Annotated in this window: 15 protein-coding genes; 3 read left to right on the top strand and 12 right to left on the bottom strand. The window is 46.6% G+C overall.

Annotated elements, in window-relative coordinates:
• Positions 1-5 precede the first annotated feature (5 nt).
• The 6 genes from Q1A41_RS04050 to Q1A41_RS04025 all read right to left on the bottom strand — a co-directional run bounded on the left by Q1A41_RS04050 (position 6) and on the right by Q1A41_RS04025 (position 7,814).
• Entirely contained in the window at positions 6-614 is a 609-nt protein-coding gene (locus Q1A41_RS04050; RefSeq protein ID WP_299975032.1) for a LysE family translocator, read from the bottom strand.
• Positions 615-714: 100 nt separating this feature from the next.
• Complete coding sequence (gene prpF, locus Q1A41_RS04045) at positions 715-1,893, bottom strand: 2-methylaconitate cis-trans isomerase PrpF (protein ID WP_299975030.1); 1,179 nt, start codon at positions 1,891-1,893, stop codon at positions 715-717.
• A 95-nt stretch (positions 1,894-1,988) separates the two neighbouring features.
• Positions 1,989-4,592, bottom strand: coding sequence for a Fe/S-dependent 2-methylisocitrate dehydratase AcnD (acnD, locus tag Q1A41_RS04040; RefSeq protein ID WP_299975027.1), 2,604 nt, complete (start codon positions 4,590-4,592; stop codon positions 1,989-1,991).
• Between the two features lie 129 nt (positions 4,593-4,721).
• Positions 4,722-5,843 (bottom strand): 2-methylcitrate synthase, encoded by a 1,122-nt coding sequence (gene prpC, locus Q1A41_RS04035; RefSeq protein ID WP_299975025.1) that lies wholly within the window; start codon positions 5,841-5,843, stop codon positions 4,722-4,724.
• Between the two features lie 384 nt (positions 5,844-6,227).
• Complete coding sequence (gene prpB, locus Q1A41_RS04030) at positions 6,228-7,118, bottom strand: methylisocitrate lyase (protein WP_299768321.1); 891 nt, start codon at positions 7,116-7,118, stop codon at positions 6,228-6,230.
• Positions 7,119-7,130: 12 nt separating this feature from the next.
• Positions 7,131-7,814 (bottom strand): GntR family transcriptional regulator, encoded by a 684-nt coding sequence (locus tag Q1A41_RS04025; protein WP_299975022.1) that lies wholly within the window; start codon positions 7,812-7,814, stop codon positions 7,131-7,133.
• Between the two features lie 349 nt (positions 7,815-8,163).
• On the opposite strand from Q1A41_RS04025, the gene Q1A41_RS04020 reads away from it, so the two are divergent.
• Positions 8,164-8,694 carry a DUF2062 domain-containing protein gene (locus tag Q1A41_RS04020; RefSeq protein ID WP_299975019.1) on the top strand — a complete coding sequence of 177 codons (531 nt, stop codon included), beginning with the start codon at positions 8,164-8,166 and terminating at the stop codon, positions 8,692-8,694.
• Positions 8,695-8,723: 29 nt separating this feature from the next.
• On the opposite strand, the gene Q1A41_RS04015 is transcribed toward Q1A41_RS04020, so the two are convergent.
• Genes Q1A41_RS04015 through Q1A41_RS04005 form a run of 3 tightly spaced genes read right to left on the bottom strand, consistent with a single transcriptional unit; the run spans position 8,724 to position 11,932 of the window.
• Positions 8,724-9,971: a lipoprotein-releasing ABC transporter permease subunit gene (locus tag Q1A41_RS04015; protein WP_299975015.1), complete on the bottom strand. Its 1,248-nt coding sequence runs from the start codon at positions 9,969-9,971 to the stop codon at positions 8,724-8,726.
• Positions 9,968-10,657, bottom strand: coding sequence for a lipoprotein-releasing ABC transporter ATP-binding protein LolD (lolD, locus tag Q1A41_RS04010; RefSeq protein WP_299976157.1), 690 nt, complete (start codon positions 10,655-10,657; stop codon positions 9,968-9,970). The genes Q1A41_RS04015 and lolD overlap by 4 nt, the downstream gene beginning before the upstream one ends.
• 36 nt (positions 10,658-10,693) lie before the next feature.
• Positions 10,694-11,932: a lipoprotein-releasing ABC transporter permease subunit gene (locus tag Q1A41_RS04005; protein WP_299975012.1), complete on the bottom strand. Its 1,239-nt coding sequence runs from the start codon at positions 11,930-11,932 to the stop codon at positions 10,694-10,696.
• A gap of 217 nt (positions 11,933-12,149) precedes the next feature.
• Between Q1A41_RS04005 and Q1A41_RS04000 the strand changes: the two genes are divergently transcribed.
• Both Q1A41_RS04000 and Q1A41_RS03995 read left to right on the top strand, forming a co-directional pair.
• Entirely contained in the window at positions 12,150-12,758 is a 609-nt protein-coding gene (locus tag Q1A41_RS04000) for a PilZ domain-containing protein (protein ID WP_299975009.1), read from the top strand.
• Between the two features lie 166 nt (positions 12,759-12,924).
• A complete protein-coding gene (locus Q1A41_RS03995; RefSeq protein WP_299975006.1) occupies positions 12,925-13,266 on the top strand; it encodes a hypothetical protein in 342 nt (113 codons plus the stop codon).
• Here Q1A41_RS03995 and Q1A41_RS03990 read toward each other — a convergent pair.
• The 3 genes from Q1A41_RS03990 to Q1A41_RS03980 all read right to left on the bottom strand — a co-directional run bounded on the left by Q1A41_RS03990 (position 13,263) and on the right by Q1A41_RS03980 (position 16,331).
• Entirely contained in the window at positions 13,263-14,225 is a 963-nt protein-coding gene (locus Q1A41_RS03990; protein WP_299975003.1) for a helix-turn-helix domain-containing protein, read from the bottom strand. The genes Q1A41_RS03995 and Q1A41_RS03990 overlap by 4 nt on opposite strands.
• A gap of 42 nt (positions 14,226-14,267) precedes the next feature.
• Complete coding sequence (locus Q1A41_RS03985; protein WP_299975000.1) at positions 14,268-15,260, bottom strand: phenylacetaldoxime dehydratase family protein; 993 nt, start codon at positions 15,258-15,260, stop codon at positions 14,268-14,270.
• A gap of 78 nt (positions 15,261-15,338) precedes the next feature.
• Entirely contained in the window at positions 15,339-16,331 is a 993-nt protein-coding gene (locus Q1A41_RS03980; RefSeq protein WP_299974997.1) for a carbon-nitrogen hydrolase family protein, read from the bottom strand.
• Between the last annotated feature and the right edge of the window lie 16 nt (positions 16,332-16,347).

Raw genomic sequence — 16,347 nt, 5'->3', positions numbered from 1 at the left:
AAGGATTATGGAAGCACACTTTTCGTAGCCGCAAACAAAACGGCTGTCACCATCAATACTGCAAATAGAACCCTCAAATATCGGCCTTGCTTCGGCGTTGTAAATACAGTTCTTAGCAAACGCCCTGCAATTAGCCAAAGCCCATCCACAAGCGCAGCCACCACAAAGCAGCAAACAGCGGTAGTTAACAAAGCATGCAAACTGTCCTTACCTGGCAACATAAAGCTTGAAAACAAGGCTACAAACGCAGCATAAGCTTTTGGGTTTATTAGATTGAAAACAAAGCCTTGCCAGAATCCAGGCTCCATCAAAGTTCCTGCATTACTCGGGTTTATCGGCGCTGTCGCGATTTTATAGGCCACCCAAATAATGTATAAAGCCGCAAGAACTTGCATTGTACTGAGCAAATACGGGCTAATACTAATTAGCCCATTTAAAATAAAAGCCGAAAATAGCATCACCCATATTAAACCCGCCAATATACCAGCAAGAAACTTTAAACCTTGCTGTAATGGATAAGCCGCACCGACCGCGGCTAAAGCCATTGGCGCTGGGCCAGGCGAACCCAAGAGTAAAGCCGTGGCAGTGATAAGTGTAATAATGGCTTCTAGCATAGACAGACAGTGTTGAAATTATTAACGGGCCCCCAAATAAAGAAGCCCCACATAAAAAAGCCCGCTTTAGAGGCGGGCTTTACTTAGCAATAACTCTTTCCTAAAAAGTATCAGCCGGTATACGTACCCAACCTTCCATCAATACTCGAGCACTGCGACTCATAATGGCTTTGCTTGCAGTCCATTCACTACCATCCAATTTCGCTTCAGCACCTACACGTAGAGTACCTGAAGGATGACCAAAACGGACCGCATTGCGTTCACCGCCACCAGCGGCTTCATTCACCAAGGTGCCAGGAATAGCCGCCGCCGTGCCAATAGCTACCGCCGCGGTACCCATCATTGCATGGTGCAATTTACCCATTGATAAAGCACGCACACACAAATCAATATCCACAGCATTAACGTCTTTACCACTGGACGAGCTATAGCTAGTAGCCGGAGCGACAAAGGCTATTTTGGGGGTATGCTGGCGAGCCACAGCTTCACTTACATCACTAATAAGACCCATCGCGACAGCGCCATGGGCGCGAATAGTTTCAAATTTTTCTAGCGCTGCATCATCACCATTGATGGCTTCTTGTAACTCAGTACCGGTATAGCCAATCGCATCGGCATTAACAAAAATGGTGGGAATTCCGGCGTTAATCATGGTGGCTTTCAGTGTGCCCACGCCAGGCACATCCAGATCGTCAACGAGATTGCCCGTTGGGAACATGGAACCTTCACCATCGGCAGGGTCCATAAATTCGATTTCAACTTCGGCTGCAGGGAAAGTCACACCATCCAATTCAAAGTCACCTATCTCTTGCACTTCGCCGTTACAAATAGGCACATGGGCAACAATAGTTTTTTGAATATTGACCTGCCAAATGCGAACCGTACAAATACCGTTTTGAGGTACACGCTCGGCATCAACAATGCCTTTGGCAATCGCAAACGCACCAACGGCCGCTGTTAAATTACCGCAGTTACCGCTCCAATCCACAAAGGGCTTATCGATTGACACTTGGCCAAATAGATAATCGACATCGTGCTCTGGCTGGCTGCTTTTATCTAATATAACGGTTTTAGACGTACTTGAGGTGGCACCACCCATACCATCAATTTGCTTAGCATAAGGATCTGGGCTACCAATAATACGCAGCAACATGGCATCACGCGCAGCGCCCGGTTGCTGGCAGGCCTGGGGTAATTCATCACGTTTAAAAAATACACCCTTACTGGTGCCGCCACGAATATAAGTGGCTGGTATTTTCATTTGCGGAGCAAAAGCCATAATAAACTCCAAAAGATTGAATGTGAGACGTGAGATGTAAGAGGTGAGATGTGGAGATGCAAGACGTCTCACGTCTCACATCTCACATCTAACCTTTAGGCATTTCCTTCTAGGAAATCCTTCGCGAAACGCTGCAGTACGCCACCGGCTGAGTAGACATGGACTTCAGCGGCGGTATCCAAGCGACAGGTTACTGGCACTTCGACTGACTCACCATTAGCACGATTTATTACCAAAGTTAGCTCGGCACGTGGTGCTGGCGTACCAATCACATCAAAGGTTTCAGTACCGTCGATACCATAGGTTTCGCGCGTATCACCCGCTTTAAATTCAAGTGGTAATACACCCATTCCCACTAGGTTCGTACGGTGAATGCGCTCAAAACCTTCAGCAACAATCGCCTCAACACCTGCTAAGCGAACACCTTTTGCCGCCCAATCGCGAGAAGAGCCCTGACCGTAATCCGCACCGGCTACAATGATGAGGTTCTGACCACGATCCATATAGGTTTCAATGGCTTCCCACATACGGGTCTGCTTACCTTCTGGTTCTACGCGAGCCAAAGAACCCTGAATCACATCACCTTGATCGTCACGGCACATTTCATTTAACAATTTCGGGTTAGCGAAGGTTGCACGCTGGGCCGTTAGGTGATCACCACGGTGAGTTGCGTAAGAGTTAAAGTCCTCCTCAGGCAAACCCATTTTGGCTAGGTACTCACCGGCAGCACTGCTGGCCAAAATCGCATTCGACGGTGACAAGTGATCAGTGGTAATGTTATCGCCCAACACAGCAAGCGGACGCATGCCTTTTAATGTACGCTCACCTGCCAATGCGCCTTCCCAATATGGCGGTCGACGGATATAAGTACTTTGTGGACGCCAGTCATACAAAGGTGACTCAGCTTCTTCCACCGCACCCAGATCAAACATTGGAATATAAACCTGTTTAAACTGCTCAGGCTTAACATGCTTGTTCACAATCGCATCAATCTCTTCATCGGATGGCCAGATATCTTTTAAGGTAATGTCTTTACCGTCAGCATCTCGACCCAATACATCCTGTTCGATATCAAAACGGACAGTACCCGCAATCGCATAAGCCACAACTAACGGAGGCGAAGCTAAGAAGGCCTGCTTTGCATAAGGATGAATACGACCATCGAAGTTGCGATTACCCGACAGTACCGCTGTCGAATACAAATCGCGATCAATCACTTCTTGCTGAATTTCAGGGTCCAGTGCACCGGACATACCATTACAGGTGGTGCAAGCATAAGCCACAATACCAAAACCGAGTTTTTCTAGCTCAGGTAATAGACCCGATTCTTCCAAGTACAAACGCGCTACCTTGGAACCAGGGGCAAATGATGATTTCACCCAAGGCTTACGAATTAGACCTAACTCATTGGCTTTGCGGGCCAACAAACCTGCCGCCACAACGTTGCGTGGGTTTGAAGTGTTCGTACAACTAGTGATGGCTGCGATAATCACAGCGCCATCTGGCATTTTGCCGTCGGCTTCTTCTGCTTTGGCTTTATCCAAATCAACAGCAATGCCACGCTCTGCCAAAGCCGAGGTAGGTAGGCGGCGGTGCGGGTTAGATGGGCCAGCCATATTACGACCTACAGAGGAGAGGTCGAATTCCAATACACGCTCGTATTGCGCCTCCACCATTTGATCCGCCCATAAGCCCGTTTCTTTAGCGTAAGCTTCTACTAAAGCCACTTGCTCTGGTTCACGGCCGGTTAGCTTTAAGTAATCGATGGTTTGCTCATCGATATAGAACATCCCTGCCGAGGCACCGTATTCTGGCGTCATATTGGAAATCGTCGCGCGGTCACCAATGGTAAGATCTGCGGCACCATCACCAAAAAACTCTAGATAAGCAGAAACGACTCGCTCTTGGCGCAGGAACTCGGTAATCGCCAATACGATATCGGTGGCGGTAATACCAGGCTTACGTTTGCCGGTAAGTTTAACGCCCACAATATCAGGTACTCGCATCATCGATGGACGACCTAGCATTACGGTTTCCGCCTCTAAACCACCCACACCGATGGCGATTACACCCAAGGCATCGACGTGCGGCGTGTGTGAGTCGGTACCCACGCATGTATCTGGATAAGCAACGCCATCACGGTTTTGAATAACCGGTGACATTTTTTCCAAGTTGATTTGATGCATGATGCCATTACCGGCAGGAATCACATCAACGTTTTTAAATGCGGTTTTGGTCCACTCAATAAAGTGGAAACGATCTTCGTTACGACGATCTTCAATGGCGCGATTTTTTTCAAAAGCATCAGGGTCAAAACCCGGAGCTTCCACCGCCAAAGAGTGATCGACAATCAATTGCGTTGGGACCACCGGGTTAACGTCTGAAGGATCACCACCCTGCTCTGCAATCGCGTCACGCAGGCCAGCTAAATCAACCAAGGCTGTTTGACCTAAAATATCGTGACACACCACTCGCGCGGGATACCAGGGAAAGTCCAAATCGCGGCGAGATTCAATAATCTGAGTTAGGCAATCGTTCAAAGTTTCTGGCTCACAGCGACGCACCAATTGCTCAGCCAATACCTTTGAAGTGTAATTTAATTTGTCGTAAGAACCAGGCTTTATCGCCTCTACGGCGGCTCGGGTATCAAAGAAATCGATATCGTGGCCCGGTAGAGATTTACGGAATTCAGTGTTCATGTAACACCTATTTGAAAATTTCTAGACGTTTTATCGGTCGCTAAATACTAAGACAAAACGGTAAATACAAGAAAGCCCGGTGATTGCAAGAAGCCAGCAGTCACCAGGTATAACTTTTATTGCTTAAAATTAACGCTCAGCGATTGGAGTTACTTCACGTAACTCTTCACCGGTGTATTCAGCCGAAGGACGAATAATACGGTTGTCCGCACGCTGCTCCATTACGTGTGCTGCCCAACCCGTTACACGGGATACCACAAAGATTGGGGTAAACAGCTTGGTTGGAATATCCATGAAGTGGTAAGCCGAAGCGTGGAAGAAGTCAGCATTACAGAACAATTTTTTCTCGCGCCACATGACTTCTTCACAGCGTACAGATACTGGGTACAGTACGACGTCGCCTACATCAGCGGCCAATTTTTCAGACCACTCTTTGATGATGGCATTACGTGGATCAGATTCAGAGTAGATCGCGTGACCAAAGCCCATAATCTTTTCTTTGCGCTCTAGCATGCCCATCATTTCGCGTTCGGCTTCGTCGGCAGACTTCCAGTTTTCAATCATTTCCATGGCGGCTTCATTAGCACCACCGTGCAGTGGGCCACGTAGTGAGCCAATTGCGCCAGTCACACAGCTGTGCATATCAGATAAGGTAGAAGCACATACGCGAGCGGTAAAGGTTGAAGCGTTAAATTCGTGCTCGGCGTATAGAATCAAAGAAACGTTCATTACGCGCTCATGCAGTTCGTTTGGCTTTTCGCCGCGTAGCATGTGTAAGAAGTGTGCGCCAATGGTGTCATCATCGGTTTCAGTTTCGATTTTTACACCATCGTGACTGAAGCGATACCAGTAACAGATCATTGAGCTTAGCGTTGCCAAGATACGATCAGCTTGATCACCTTGCTCATCGAAGCTCATTTCGGTTTCTAGGTTACCCAACATGGATACGCCGGTGCGCATTACGTCCATTGGGTGGGCTTCTTTAGGAATGTTTTCCAATACAGTTTTTAGCTGTGCGGGTAATCCACGCAAGCCTTTTAGTTTGGTTTTGTAGGCATCCAGCTCGGCCTGCGTTGGCAGCTGACCTTTTAGGATTAGGTGGGCGACTTCTTCGAACTCACATTTTGCTGCTAAGTCTTTTACATCGTAGCCGCGGTAAGTTAGGCCTGAACCGGATTTACCTACGGTTGATAATGCTGTTTTACCTGCTACTTGGCCTCGTAGGCCGGCACCGCTTAGTACTTTAGCCATTATATTTCTCCCAGACTTTTATCTTTCAAATCGCTTGCTGTTGATTTAAGTTTTGATCAAATATTTTCTTTGATCTTTCGTATTTTGTTTGGACACATCCAATTATGGTGTAACTCCGAATATCGTGAATATCCGAATACAAAGTGCCTGAAGTTCGGTAGAAGCTGGGGCAGTGTTTGCTTTGCGAGCGGCGGCCCTCCGGGCTTCCCTCTTTCACAAAAAAGCCTCGCAAAAGGACGCGAGTCTTTTTTGTTCTTTCGGCGCTCGCTCTTTATTGCAAAGCAAACACTGCCCCACCTTCTACCTCTATACGTCTAACGTCTTACGTCTCACGTTTTACATCCAACGTCTCACGTCTCACGTCTCACGTCTCACTTCTAACGTTTACTTATTCTTACCTTCCGCGAAAAGAGCATCTAGCTTTTGCTCGTAATCGTGGTAGCCAAGATAATCGTAAAGCTCCATGCGGGTTTGCATGGTGTCGATAACGTTGCGCTGATGGCCATCTTCTAAGATCGCTCGGTATACATTTTCAGCGGCTTTGTTCATTGCGCGAAAAGCTGATAGTGGGTACAACACAATACCTGCGCCCCACTCGCCCAGCTCCTCGCGGCTCCACAATTCGGTTTGACCAAACTCGGTGATATTAGCCAAGATAGGTACATCTAGGGCTTCAGAGAAGGCGCGGTAATGTTCTTCGGTTTTAACCGCTTCGGCAAAGATGCCATCAGCGCCGGCCGCAACATAAGCCTTGGCGCGCTCTAGGGCTGCTTCCAAACCTTCTTGGGCAAATGCATCTGTTCTTGCCATGATGAAGAAGTCTTTATCAGTGCGCGCATCAACAGCGGCCTTGATTCGGTCAACCATTTCCTCGGTGGAAACGATTTCTTTATTCGGGCGGTGGCCACAACGCTTTTGAGCAACCTGATCTTCAATGTGTACTGCAGCTGCGCCGGCTTTTTCCATATCGCGAATGGTTTTTGCGATATTAAATGCACCACCCCAACCAGTATCGATATCCACCAATAAAGGAAGGTCACAAGCGGAAGTAATGCGAGATACATCGGCAACAACATCATTTAGAGAGGTCATACCTAAATCCGGTAAGCCATATGAAGCGTTGGCAACGCCACCACCAGAAAGATAGATAGCTTGGTGTCCATTTTGCTTAGCCATCATTGCAGTGTAAGCATTGATGGTACCAACAACCTGTAGCGGCTTATTGTCGGCAAGGGCTTTGCGGAATTTGGCTCCCGGTGAGAGTCGTTCGCTCATAAGTGGCTCCTTTTAGGTATTAACTTGTGCTTCGGCTTCTTGTAGAAGGCGAGCTTGAATATTGTTACGCGACGCACGGATATGGCGTCGCATTAAGAATTCGGCCAGCTCACCATCGCGATCTTCGATGGCATCTATAATTTGAGTGTGTTCACGAAAGGCTCGGTGGGCGCGCGGGCTAGACATGCCATATTGGTAGCGATACATACGCACCAAGTGGTAAAGATCATCACACAAAAGCCCGATCAGCTTTTGATTTTTGCAGCACTGGACAATACGATAGTGAAAATCCAGATCACCTTCTTTTTGATAATAGGACTGCCCTTTTTGCAAGGCATCCATGGTCATGTGTTGCTCTAATAAGCGGCGTAGTTCTGCAAGATCCTCATCACTGCGGTGCTCAGCTGCCAAGCGACAGGCCATACCCTCAAGCGGCTCTCTTACTTCAGAGACCTCAATCATGTCTTGCGCAGACAGAGTAACAACTCTGGCACCGACATTGGGTTTACGGATCAACAAGCCACAGGCTTCCAGCCGAGCAATAGCTTCACGCAAAGGCCCACGTGAAATACCAAGAGATTTTGCGAGCTCGGGTTCAGAGATTTTACTGCCGGCAGGAATGCTGCCTTCCACAATAGCGGTTACTAGATCTTGAAAGACCTTATCAGCGATGGTTCTAAGTGGAATGGATTCCAAGGGCGCACCATTTGATCACTTTGCAGACAATTGAAGCATTAAGCACACAGCTAAGCCGGTTTCTAAGCTCCAACCCCGAGATTGTTGACAATCTTTAATAGAAAGGCAGTTTATTGGCCAGAATAGCCCCTGTCAAGGCGAAGAAGACCCTACTTTTGTCGACAATATAGCCGAAAGCTATTAAAAGCTTAGCCATAGGAACAGAGTTTACCGCCCCTAGATCAAGATTCGCCAAGATTGAAGGATTTCAGTCTAGTGGTTGTCACAATTACAAGGCATAATCCTGTTTTTACTTTTGCCATAGCTTGTTAAGGTAAACCTCAAGCTTAATATAGGGCCGCTAGACCGAATGCCAAAGAAGTTGTTAAAGCGCTGGATCCCAGATCCGGAAAAAATAAAGCGCCAACCCGGTCTACATCTGCTCGGCTCTTTGCTGGACGATCCTAATTTATTTCATTTAAATCGCCACTCGGTGTCTGTCGCATTTTTTGTGGGCTTGTTTTGTACCTTTGTACCCTTGCCCGGCCAAATGGTGATGGCAGCACTTATGGCATTTGTCTTGCGCAGCAACCTGCCCATTTCAGTCGGCCTTGTTTGGATAAGTAACCCCATTACGATTCCGCCTATTTTTTACGCCTGTTACCGCTTAGGCGCCTGGATGCTTCAAACCCCAGAACTTGAATTCAGCATCGAGCTTTCATGGGCCTGGGTGCAACATGAGTTTCCCAAGTTATGGGTCCCACTGCTAACCGGCTCTTTATTTTGTGCCATTTTGTTTGGCTGCCTTGGCTATCTATTTATACAAGGCTTTTGGCGCTGGCATGTAGTGAGCAATTGGGAAAAACGAAAAGAAGCGCGACGAAAAAAAACCAGCAAATAAAGCCACTGACCTTTCACCGTATTTATTTGTTATTCGTAGCGTAAGACCTTAGCTGGCCCAATATTCGCCGCCCTCCAAGCCGGATAGAGAGAAGCCAACAAACTCATAGACAAAGCACTTAAAGCGATCGTTAGAACATCTTCTAAGCGCAAATCGGACGGCACATAGCTAATGGGGTAAACATCCGATTGCAAAAACTGAAAGCCTAACAAAACTTCTAGCCCTGCAACCATCTGGGGCAGTATAGTTGCTAACACTGCACCTAAGGCAGCACCGAGCCCAGCCCCAACAAAACCAATTACCGCCCCTTGAATAACAAATATCGTCATAATACCTGCGGTACTTGCACCCATTGTCCGTAAAATAGCGATACTGCCCTGCTTTTCGATAACCACCATCACCAAGGTTGAAACCACATTAAAAGCCGCGATGGCGATGATCAATAAAAGGATGAGGCTCACTAAGCGTTTTGACATTTTTACGCCGTGATATAAATTTCCCTTGCTGTGAGTCCAATCTGAGACATAGTAGCTGTAACCAAGCTCTTGACTTAAAAATAAACGTAGCTGTGGCGCCAAGTCTAAATCACTTAAAGATAAACGTAAGCCAGTAACTTTATTGCTATAAGGCGATAACCTTGCAGCCTGGGTTAAGCCAGCCAGTATTAAATGCTGATCCAACTCTGTACCCGTGTGAACAATATCCAGCACCCGCAGGACTTCAATTTTTGCACTTTTACCACGACGCTCTGCGGGAATCACTAGGCGAAAGCTTTGCTCAGCTTTTAGTTCAAGTTTTTTGGCCAAGGCAGAGCCGATGATTACCTGTGGAATTTGTGATTCTTGCGATAAAGCCAATAAGCGCGCCTTATCAATAAATTCACCAATAACAGAAACCTTTAGCTCTCTTTGTGGCTCTACACCATAGAGCACGACAGGCATGGTTTTACCTTTGCGATTCGCCAAGCCTTGCATTTCCACAAATGGCGCAACTGCGGTCACTTCGGGTTTATCTTTTAGTTGTCTCGCCAGGCTTTGCCAGTCTTCAATACCACCTCGTTGATACACAGATACCTGTGGCACCAATCCCAAAATACGCTGACGCAGTTCGGCCTCAAAGCCATTCATCAGTGATAAAACAACAATCAATACCGCTACACCCAAAATCATCGCGGCCATCGACAAGCGGGAGATAAAACTCACCAAAACCGAGCCCGCACCTTTACGCTGACTGCCACTGTAACGCAAACCTATCAGTGGTGCGTATCGCCGCATCATAGGCTTTCAACCTGCTGCAGCTTGCGCTTCGAGAGCATCAACACCCGATCCATTCGCAATGCCAAAGCTTGATCATGGGTCACTAAAATAAAGCTAATACCAAGCTGTTGGTTTAAATCACCGATTAGTAATTCAATTTCGGCGGCGGTATCAGCATCCAAATTACCGGTAGGCTCATCCATAAGTACGCAATCAGGTTTATTAACCAGGGCACGGGCAATTGCAACGCGCTGGCGCTCACCACCGGATAATGCACTAGGGCGATGACTCAGACGTTCTGCCAATCCTACTTTCGCTAGCATTTGCGATGCTGAATCTTTAGCCTCGCTAAAGCTCTGGCCACCAATCATCAAAGGCATAGCGACGTTTTCTAGGGCACTAAACTCAGGCAGTAAATGATGGAACTGGTAAACAAAGCCCATATGTCGATTACGCATTTTACCGCGTTCATTTGGGCTCAGCGAAGAAAACGCTTGGGCGCTTAAGGTTACTGATCCAGAGCTCGGCTGATCCAAACCACCTAATAGATTCAGCAGAGTCGATTTACCGGAGCCAGAGGCACCCACAATGGCCACTCGCTCGGCGCTTTGCAGGCTGAAATTGACCTCCTCTAGCACATGAACAGGCTCGGGCCCTTCGTCATAGGACTTGCTTAAATTCACGCATTCCAAAACAGCGCTCATAATTTTTTTTCCATGCATCTAATACTGGTCTTTAACTGTCTATTCATAGCGCAACGCTTCGGCAGGCTCAATTCGGCTGGCGCGGTAAGCTGGGTACAAGGTCGCCAACAAAGTAATTAAAAAAGCGATCACAGTAACAATTAAAACGTCATTGAAGCGTACTTCCGATGGCAGCTCCGCAATAAAATAGATATCCGGATCGAATAGTTGTTGGCCGCTTAGAGACTCAATATATAAACTTAAATCCCCCAACCAATAGGCCAGAGGCAAACCCAACAGCAGCCCCAAAAGGATGCCTAACCCTCCTAAGGCCATACCTTGCGTGACAAATACAGCCATCACCTGACGCTGGCTCATCCCCATTGTTCGTAACACTGCGATATCGCTGCGTTTATCTGCAACCATCAGCACCAAAGAGGTGATTACATTGAAAGCAGCCACGGCAATAATCAAAAATAACATAATAGCAATCATGATCTTTTCCATTTTCATAGCTTGAAAAAGACTGCCCTGGGTTTGCGCCCAACTTTTTGTGACGGTACTTTGTGGGCTCGCAGACTGAATCGCTTTTAGGCCTGCTTCCGCTTGATAGATATCATCAAAGGCAACTCGCACACCGTGAACCTTATCTCCCAACTTAAAGAGTTTTTTGCCATCTTGCAGATGAATCATTGCTAAAGATTGATCTACTTGAGCCCCTACTTTAAACACCGCAACCACAGTGAAGCGCTTGCTGCGAGGAAAAGCACCGGCTGGTGTGATACTGACCTCAGGTAGCGTTAAGGTGATCTTGTCACCAATATTAGCTCTGAGTCTTTGTGCCAAAATACGACCAATTACAACGCCATATTCTCCCGCTTGCAGCTTACCCATATCACCTGCAATGATGTGCTGATCAATGATGGAAACCTCCCGCTCGAGGCTTGGATCAACGGCTACCAAGGCCGCATCCATGTTCAAGCCACGATGAGACAGTAAACCGAATCCTTCAATATAGGGGGCGGCGCCTATGACATCTGGCTGTTGTTTTGCCAACTTGGCCAGTGTTTGCCAATCCTCTGTGTAAGGTTCAGTGGCAATAAAGCCATGGGGAATCACCGCCAATAGCCGCTGCTTGAGCTCCCGGTCAAAGCCATTCATTACGGATAACACAACCACCAAGGCCATGACGCCCAGCATCATTCCGATAAATGAAAAACCGCTAACAAAAGAAAGGAACTGATGACTACTTTTAGCCCGGGTATACCGAAGCCCTATAAATCGCGCTAGATTTGACATAGCCTTATTAAACCGAATTCCTTTATAAATTAATAGCTTACTATAACAGTAGCCAAGCTACTATCGATAACTACAATACGCCTGATGGTTTTTTAGCCAAGCCTCAGCTAGCCCTCAGGAGCCACTGATCCAAAATAAGAAAAAGAGGATTTAAGAGTCAAAGCAAAGCGCAGATTAACTGCTAGACTTTCAGCATAAACGTAAAGATTTAAGCGCTATGACTGAATCACCACTACCTAAGTCCCAATCCTCGAAATCTGATACGCCTGGTCGAGATAGACGTTGCCACTACAGGGTGGATGATCAGTTGCATTTCGACTTTAAGCTGGTTGAACCTAAAACCATGCGCAACCACCTCGCTAGCGAGCTCTTCACTCAACAACGCGAGCAACAGCTATTAGCCGAGTTAAGCAAGTTAGACGATGAAGGCCAGAACTTGCTGCGCGAGATTGCTAAGGAACATCGAGCTGTCGCTATTTATCTAGGTTTACTTAATCGTAAAACACAGCTTTTAAGCCAACACCTTTGTCAAACCCAAAGCGCTCAGCAAATGGTAAAGCTTAATCTAAGCGAGGGTGGTTTAGCCTTTAATCACGACAGCGGGCTCAATGTCGGCGACTATGTAGCCGTCTCTTTAGGCATAAGCGAAGATGGCTGGCAGCTGCACCTCTACGGCCGAGTCGTTCGCTGCTTAGCCGCGGTTCCTAAAGGGCACCAAGTTGCCATTGCCTTTTGCGATATTGATGATGAGCAACAAAAACAGCTCACTCGCCGAGTATTCAAAAAACAAATGCAAAGCCATCGACGCAAGCAAGGCCTAGAGTGAGAACCAGCCCACCGAATAGCCTTAGGTCAAACACTGCAAAGGCTCTTAAAGAGAGCTAACCCTACATAGCCGCCAGCAAAACACAGCTACAATCTTCCCTCTATATCCCTTATTATATTCCTATAACAAAGCACTTTAGACACACACTTAGGGAAAGGACTAGATTATGATTGGCAGTTACTTGCTAAACAAAAAAATAAATCGTGCCCTTATTAGTACTTCAGTCATTGCAAGCAGTTTGCTATTAGGCGCTTCATTCGCATCCATAGCGCATGCCGAGCAAATCCGAGTGCCAATTGGCAGCCAAGGAACCATGAACAGCGAGCTTCCCAAACGAGGCTTAAATAGCAAACAGTTACTAGGTGATTTTGGAGAGCCTAATCATGTTTCCGGCCCCGTAGGACAACCACCGATCAGTCAGTGGCACTATGCCAGCTTTGTTGTTTACCTTGAGGGTGATTACGTTATTCACTCGGTTCAAAAGCCAAAGTTAAAAACAAACAATTAAGCTTTCAGCTCACTCGGAGACAGGCCAAAGTGTTTTTTAAAGCTACGCGAAAAATGCGCGTAGCTGTTAAAACCACAGCTATAGGCCAATTGCTCTAAGTTTGATACCGGGCAGCGCTTATCCAAAAGCATAGTTTGGGCTTTTTGTAATCTTTTATCCAAGACGATTTGATGAAGGCTATATTCCTGCCCTTCGAATAATTTTTGCAAATACCTGAGTGAAATTCCTTGAGCATCAGCAATTTTTTGATTATTTAATTCCGGCTCTGATAAATTATTGTCGATAAATCGCAGTATCTTCTTTCTAAAACTCTCCTGTAATTGCTGACTATCTACAACACTCTTAACCCGAACAGAAGAGCTATAAGCCATAGCAATCATATTCAAAAGGTTATCACTCAACTCGTCGCATACATCGGGTACAGTATTTAATTCCTGCGCCAAAGAAAGTATAAAATTAGACAAGACCGCCCCTATGCCCTGCTGCCCATCAATGCACACTGCTGTATAACGCTCTGGCTCCAACAAATGTTGCCGTAAAACGTCTTTCGGCATCTGAATGATTAATTGATGAAATGGTTTGTTGAACGATAAGGTATAGGGTTCGGTACTATCGTATAAGGCAAAGTTCCCTTGTTTTAAATGCGCTTCACGTCCATTTTGGCGAACAAAACCTTCTTGACTTAGCTGAAAGCTAATCAAGAAGTCTTCTTCGGTAGATTGAGAGATTAAATGCTTATCGCGACGAACCTCTTGGGGATCTGCTAAAACTTCAGAGAAACGCAGCTTAGAAAGCCCAACACCACCACGAACCGATCCTCTAAATGGGCTTTGTGCATTAATATTACAGTCGAGCTTAACGTATTCATGGCAGACCGCATCGCACCAGAATGCTTGACGATCTTTACTTGGAACATCTTCAGTTGATCGAATGTAGCCTTGCTGCAGAAGAAAACTCATAGTCGCCTCGCTAACCAGCCCAGAATTATTATGAGATACCATTTACTCGTAATGAGCGAAGGGTAATATGCCAGTTTTTGCATGGCATTGTATATACTCGAATTCCCCTGTACTGCCCGAGCAGACGGCTACCTCATGCCAAAGTTGTAACTGAAGATTTTCGCCGTAGCTTTGGGCCATGGTCATAAACTTTCCAAAAATGTCTAGGTGTGTAGGATGACTTTTAGCCCAGTTCTCAAAAACAAAAATGTCTTTTGCAAAACCAAGCCCAAATGTCTGCTTAGTTTCCCGCCAAGAATCATCAAGCACATTAACTAAACGCATACTGTAACATTCACATTCATGGCCATTATCGCGCAGATAATTCATGCCTGTTTGCAATACAGGGTGTACATTTTCGAGGTAGTCTTGAGCTTGCTGATCATCACAGTGCCCCCAATCTTGCCCTGAACGGATCATGCATAAGTTCTCGGGGGCGGCAATACGTATGATCGATTGCTCACTATGCTGTACAGCCACAGGTTTTATATTGCCACTCACATCTTTGATCGTACAAGACTTAATTCTGTCTCGCATTCCACCAGGATATCCATGTTCTAAGATCGGCCCTTCTAAACTATTGCTACAACTCGCGATACCGTGCACATCTGGGCTAGATAATAATGTTTCAAAGTTATCCAATGGCAGGCATAAGGTTTCGCGCCAAAAGCCTATATTGTTAGCCTGTGTCATTTCGTACCAGGAAACATGAGCATCGGCCCACCAACGCTGGTAGTCATCCTCACGCCAGTAACTGATAATTAAAAAATTGCTCTGCTCTACGGAATCCAAAAAGTGGCCCCTTTCCAACAACAGGGGCCTAGGGCATTGAGGATCGTCATTCAACTCAAGGCATACTTTACACCACGACTCCAACAAATCCGGCTGATCAGCTTGAATAGCAAAATAAGCCACACGTAAATCCTGATGGTCAGCCCACTGGGCTTGCCACGCTGGTGCTGGCGGCTGCCAATTAGGCGGCATATTATTTTTCATATTACGACCTCGATGCATTTTACTTATTGTTATATTGAAATTTATCGCTAGCGGTAATCTACTTTAAGAAACCCGTCATCAGCTATCTTCTTCTACCACGACCTCTTCGACTTGCACCGTTTCATTCGCAGCATCAGCAACAGCCGTCATCGCCTGACGATTTAAGAGCAGCCTTGTAACATCAGGTCTGGAATAATGCCCGACAGGATCGGCAAAGCTCTTTGCAATAGTAATGGCAGATAGATCGATGTCAGCCACGAGCAAGCCTTCTTCATGATCTGAAAGTGGCGTACACAGTGGTCGACCATCGGGCCCAAAAATTTGGGCGGCTCCGCCACCTGTAGAGATAAGCTCAGCCTGCTCATCATTTTCAACCAGCATATCAATCATCTGTGAGGAAATCACACCGCAGGGCGCTAGCACATAGCACTGCCCTTCTGCGGCATAGACTTGAGACAGGGCATTATTGAGCTCAGCACCCAATGCGAAGGCCTGTGGGTAGCAGCTAAAGCTTGGCCATGCGGCAATATGCAGCTGTTCATGCATGCTATACATTGCATACTTACTTAAAGGCTGAAGATGCTCCCAACAACAAAGCTGGCCAACTCTAGCGATACCACAATCAATAACATCGAAATCGCTGCCATCGCCCTCGCCAAAGACGGTACGCTCCATATGAGTTGGCTTTAGCTTTCTGCGGGCTTGTAAGATATCACCATCATCGGATATCAACATTTGTGCAATATATAGGGAGCCGTGATCTCGCTCACTAAAGCCCATCGATACCATTATTTTGTTATCACGTGCCGCATCACATAAACGCTGACAGTGTCGATCACCTAGCTCAATACAATTCTCATGGTAGCTCTGAAAATACTTCATATTATGAGCGGTTGCTGACAGCCAAAGCCACCACGGATACCCTGGCAACCAACACTCTGGAAAAGCCACAATAGCAGCACCTTGGCTGGCAGCCTGTTCGATTAACGCAATGGCCTTATCTACCCCAGCCTCAATATTCATAAACTCTGGTGCAGCTTGTACCGCAGCTGCTTTAAATACATGTGTCATAATCTACTCCAATTCG

Source organism: uncultured Pseudoteredinibacter sp. (genome assembly GCF_947502065.1).
GTDB lineage: Bacteria > Pseudomonadota > Gammaproteobacteria > Pseudomonadales > Cellvibrionaceae > Pseudoteredinibacter.
This window is presented reverse-complemented; position numbering and strand designations above follow the sequence as displayed.